5 protein-coding genes are annotated in these 3571 nt (G+C 69.8%); all 5 read left to right on the plus strand.

Annotated elements, in window-relative coordinates; all coding sequences use genetic code 11:
- Positions 1 to 150: 150 nt before the first annotated feature.
- Positions 151 to 507 (plus strand): hypothetical protein, encoded by a 357-nt coding sequence (locus AB0D66_RS34240; RefSeq protein ID WP_362311055.1) that lies wholly within the window; start codon positions 151 to 153, stop codon positions 505 to 507.
- A complete protein-coding gene (locus AB0D66_RS34245; protein WP_362311056.1) occupies positions 504 to 794 on the plus strand; it encodes a hypothetical protein in 291 nt (96 codons plus the stop codon). Before AB0D66_RS34240 ends, AB0D66_RS34245 begins: the two co-directional genes overlap by 4 nt.
- Before the next feature lie 73 nt (positions 795 to 867).
- Positions 868 to 2001, plus strand: a complete 1134-nt coding sequence (locus AB0D66_RS34250; RefSeq protein WP_362311057.1) for a MerR family transcriptional regulator — start codon at positions 868 to 870, stop codon at positions 1999 to 2001.
- A gap of 26 nt (positions 2002 to 2027) precedes the next feature.
- Positions 2028 to 2564, plus strand: coding sequence for a hypothetical protein (locus AB0D66_RS34255; RefSeq protein ID WP_362311058.1), 537 nt, complete (start codon positions 2028 to 2030; stop codon positions 2562 to 2564).
- Between the two features lie 97 nt (positions 2565 to 2661).
- Positions 2662 to 3222, plus strand: coding sequence for a hypothetical protein (locus AB0D66_RS34260; protein ID WP_362311059.1), 561 nt, complete (start codon positions 2662 to 2664; stop codon positions 3220 to 3222).
- Positions 3223 to 3571 lie beyond the last annotated feature (349 nt).

The raw sequence follows: 3571 nt of genomic DNA on the forward strand, positions 1-3571 counted from the left end.
GGACCCTGTGGGAGAGTAGGACGCCGCCGAACAATCATTGCGGGAAGCCCCGCACCAGCCCTTTCGGGCTCGGTGCGGGGCTTTTCTGCGTTTACCGCCGGATCGGCAGGGGTGGCTGGGTATCCTGGCCGCGTTCCCCTGGAGGACGTGATGACAGCACAGCAGCTGGAAGACGGCGGGCCGCTCATTCCTCAGCCGGCCATGACACGGGAAGCGCTGCGGGACGCCGTGCGCCGGATCGACATGGCCAACCTGGCCGTCCTCGACAAGGAATGCAACGAGGCGTTCGACCGGGCCGCCGAGACCGGGGCCATCAACCCGCTGCGGTTCTTCCTGATCAAGTGGGCCACGCACGTGGCGATCCACCGCTGGCCGGCCCGGGCGGCGGCGCTGCACGCAGCGGAGCGGGTGGCGGGAGACCCGGCGGCCACGGAAGAGGAGTTCCGGGCCGCGATGGAGACGAGCAGCCGCATCCTGGCCGAAGCCCAGCGCGAGATCGGCCAGTGACTTCGCGCGGCGAAGGCGTGGAGAACGACACCGGCTGGGCCTGGGAGTGCGACCCGAGCCGGCTGTGGGTGCTCGGCGACATGCCGGCGGAGCAGCAGCACCTCGTGGCAGCGGTCATGGATGGCCTGGTCGACCTGGCGGCGATGGCCATCGACCCCAAGGACGGCAGCCTCTACGAGGACCCCAACCCGATGCGGCTGCGGACGTACGAGGACGAGCACCTGATGGTCTGGTACCAGACCATCCCGCACCGCCGCCGGGTCTACCTGAAACGCGTCAACCTCTGAGCCCGCGGAGGGGTCCGCCGGGCGGCTTGGCGGGTGTTGACCTTCGAGTTGGTTGAAGGCCAATGATGGCGTGGTGTCGAATTCAGAGCTGATGTCGATCGGGGCCTTCGCCCAGCGCAGCGGGCTGACCCCCAGTGCGTTGCGGTTCTACGCCGATTCCGGGCTGCTGGCCCCCGCCGAGACCGACTCGGTCTCGGGCTACCGCTACTACAGCGGTGACCAGGTGGTGCGGGCGTCGGTGTTGCGGCGGCTTCGGGAGATCGGTATGCCCCTCGCCGCTGTCGCGGCGGTGTTCGAGGCCGGGGCCGGCGAGGCGGCCCGGCTGGTCGATGAGCACGTCGCGAAGGTCGTGGGGGACGCGGCGCTGGCGCAGCGGCAGGCTGCTGGGATCAAGTGCGTGCTCGGCGGCGACCTGCCGGCTGTGCCGGTCGCGGTGCTGAAGGGCCCCGTACTCGCGGACGCGGTCGAGCAGGTCCTGACCGCATCCGTGGACGAGCCCGGGTTGCCGGTCCTCGCCGGTCTGCGCATCGAGACGAGCCCGGAGGCCGTCACGCTGACCGCGACCGACCGGTACCGGCTCTCCACGCGGACCCTGGTGCCGGCCGGTCCGCCGGGACAGACGTGGGCCGGCACGGTGAGCGGGGACGAGCTGCGGGTCGCGGTCGCGGGGATCCGCCGCAGTGCGCTGGTACGGGTCGAGGCGACGCCGCAGGGGATCCGGTTGCGGGTGGCCGACGGCGCGGACCGGTACTGCCGGCTGCTGGCCGAGGAGTTCCCCGACCACCGGCTGATGCTCGCGTCCCTGGGCGAGGTCACCACCCGGGTGACGGTCGCGAAGGAGGTGCTCCTGCGGGCCCTGGAAGAGCACCCGGGCGAGCGCATCGCGCTGCACGTCGCCGACGCCGCGGTGGACGTCGTGTCCGCGGGCGACGAGGCCCCGGGCGACGAGGCCCCGGGTGACGAGGCCCCGGGTGACGAGAAGCCGGGTGAAGAGGGCACGCGCATCCGCCTGCCGGCCGCCGTGTCGGGCCGGGCCCTGCAGGTCTGGTTCGCGCTGACCACCCTCTATCCCGCCGTGAGTACGGCGATCGGCCCCGACCTGATGCTCGATCTGAGGGGAGGGGACCAGCCGGTCACGATCCGTTCCGCGGACCGGGGGGACTTCACGACGCTGGCCATGCCGATCAAGCCCGACCACTCCGTCTGAGAAGGAAAGGAAGGAGAGGAGTCTTCATGGCCACCATCACCACCACCGCTGCCGGCGTAGCCGCCGGACCCGGCCCGGACCCGACCATGGACGCCATCGGGAGGGCCGTGACCGCAGGCCGGGCCGGTGACGGGGCTTCAGCCCGTCGGCTGCTGCTCGGCCTGTGGTCCGCGATCGGTGTCACGGGTGACCCGCTGCACCGCTGCTCTCTCGCTCACTACCTGGCAGATCTCTACGAGGATCCCGCCCAGGCCCTCGCCTGGGACGTCCGGGCCCTGGACGCTGCCGACGCCGTGACGGACGAGCGCGTCCAGGAGCACCACGCCGGACTGCACATCGCCGGCTTCTACCCCTCCCTGCACCTCAACCTCGCCGACGACTACCGGCGCCTCGGCTCCTTCGAAGCCGCCGCAGAGCACATCAAGGAGGCCGAAGCGCACGCGCCCGGCCTTCCGCGGACCCCCTACGGGGACCAGATCCGGGCTGCCGTCCGCGAGGTCGCCGAGGCCATCGCTCGGCGGGACCGGTCACGGCGGGCCTCCGCACCGGGCTCCCCTGGGTGAGAGCCTCAGCCCTGGGGCCGCCAACCTGCATGGAGCGAGGCAGACTTGGCGCTGTGGGGCGCGGGAGCGGAAGCGAGTGGTGTGGGGGAGTGGAACGGTGGACCTGAGTGCAGTGATCATCGCGGTGGCGGGTGTCGCCGGAACCTTGGGAGGTTCGCTCCTCACCCAGCGCGGCTCGGAGCGTACGAAGCTCAGGGAGATCGAGCTCGTCCGCGGCCAGGAGGAGAACCACGAGAACCGGGTGCTCCGCCGGACCTGTTACGTGGAGCTCAACCGGGATGCCCGCCAGTTCACGACGGCTCTCAACCGGTACCTGCACCTGCTGAGGGAGCGGGGAGTGGAGGAGGCCGACAGGGCAGCGCTCGAGGAGGCGAAGAACGCCCACCGCGATCGGTACTCCGAGGCGCAGATGATCGCCCCGGATGAGGTGCTCGTGCCGGCGAGCGCGGTCAACCGGGCCCTGAACAAGGTCTACGGACAGGTCAAACGGCTCGAGCGGGGCGAGCCCGCGCCGGGGGAGACGGCGCAGAGCGCGGAGCGGGACCGGCAGGCGGTATGGGACATGCTCGGGGAGATGCGGGCCGCGATGCGGCATGACCTGGGTGTGTCGTCCGAGGGCTCTCCCGAGGGGCGGGGACCCGACCCGGGCTCGTTTTGACACCTCCATGGCACGGTTGTAGAGTCGAGCAGTTGCCTCGAGCTGGACAAGTTCGGCAGCAGCCCCCACTAGAACGAAATTTTCGCGTGGGGACACTCGACTCTTCATTCGGGAATCGAAGCCGGGGAAATCCGGTGGAGATCTTCTGATAGAGTCGGAATCGCCGGAAAGGGAAAGCGCGAAAGCGCAGCACCTGGAAAGCACCGAGGAAGTCGGGCCCGAGAGAGTCTGATAGAGTCGGAAACGCAAGAACAGCAAGAACACAGAACGAAAGCCCGGAGGAAAGCCCGAGAGGGTGAGTACAAAGGAAGCGTCCGTTCCTTGAGAACTCAACAGCGTGCCAAAAATC

The organism is Streptomyces sp. NPDC048270 (assembly GCF_040652335.1).
GTDB lineage: Bacteria > Actinomycetota > Actinomycetes > Streptomycetales > Streptomycetaceae > Streptomyces.

Coding starts and splice junctions, on each gene's coding strand:
- AB0D66_RS34240 (WP_362311055.1), top strand. CDS start 151: ATGACAGCACAGCAGCTGGAAGACGGCGGGCCGCTCATTCCTCAGCCG.
- AB0D66_RS34255 (WP_362311058.1), top strand. CDS start 2,028: ATGGCCACCATCACCACCACCGCTGCCGGCGTAGCCGCCGGACCCGGC.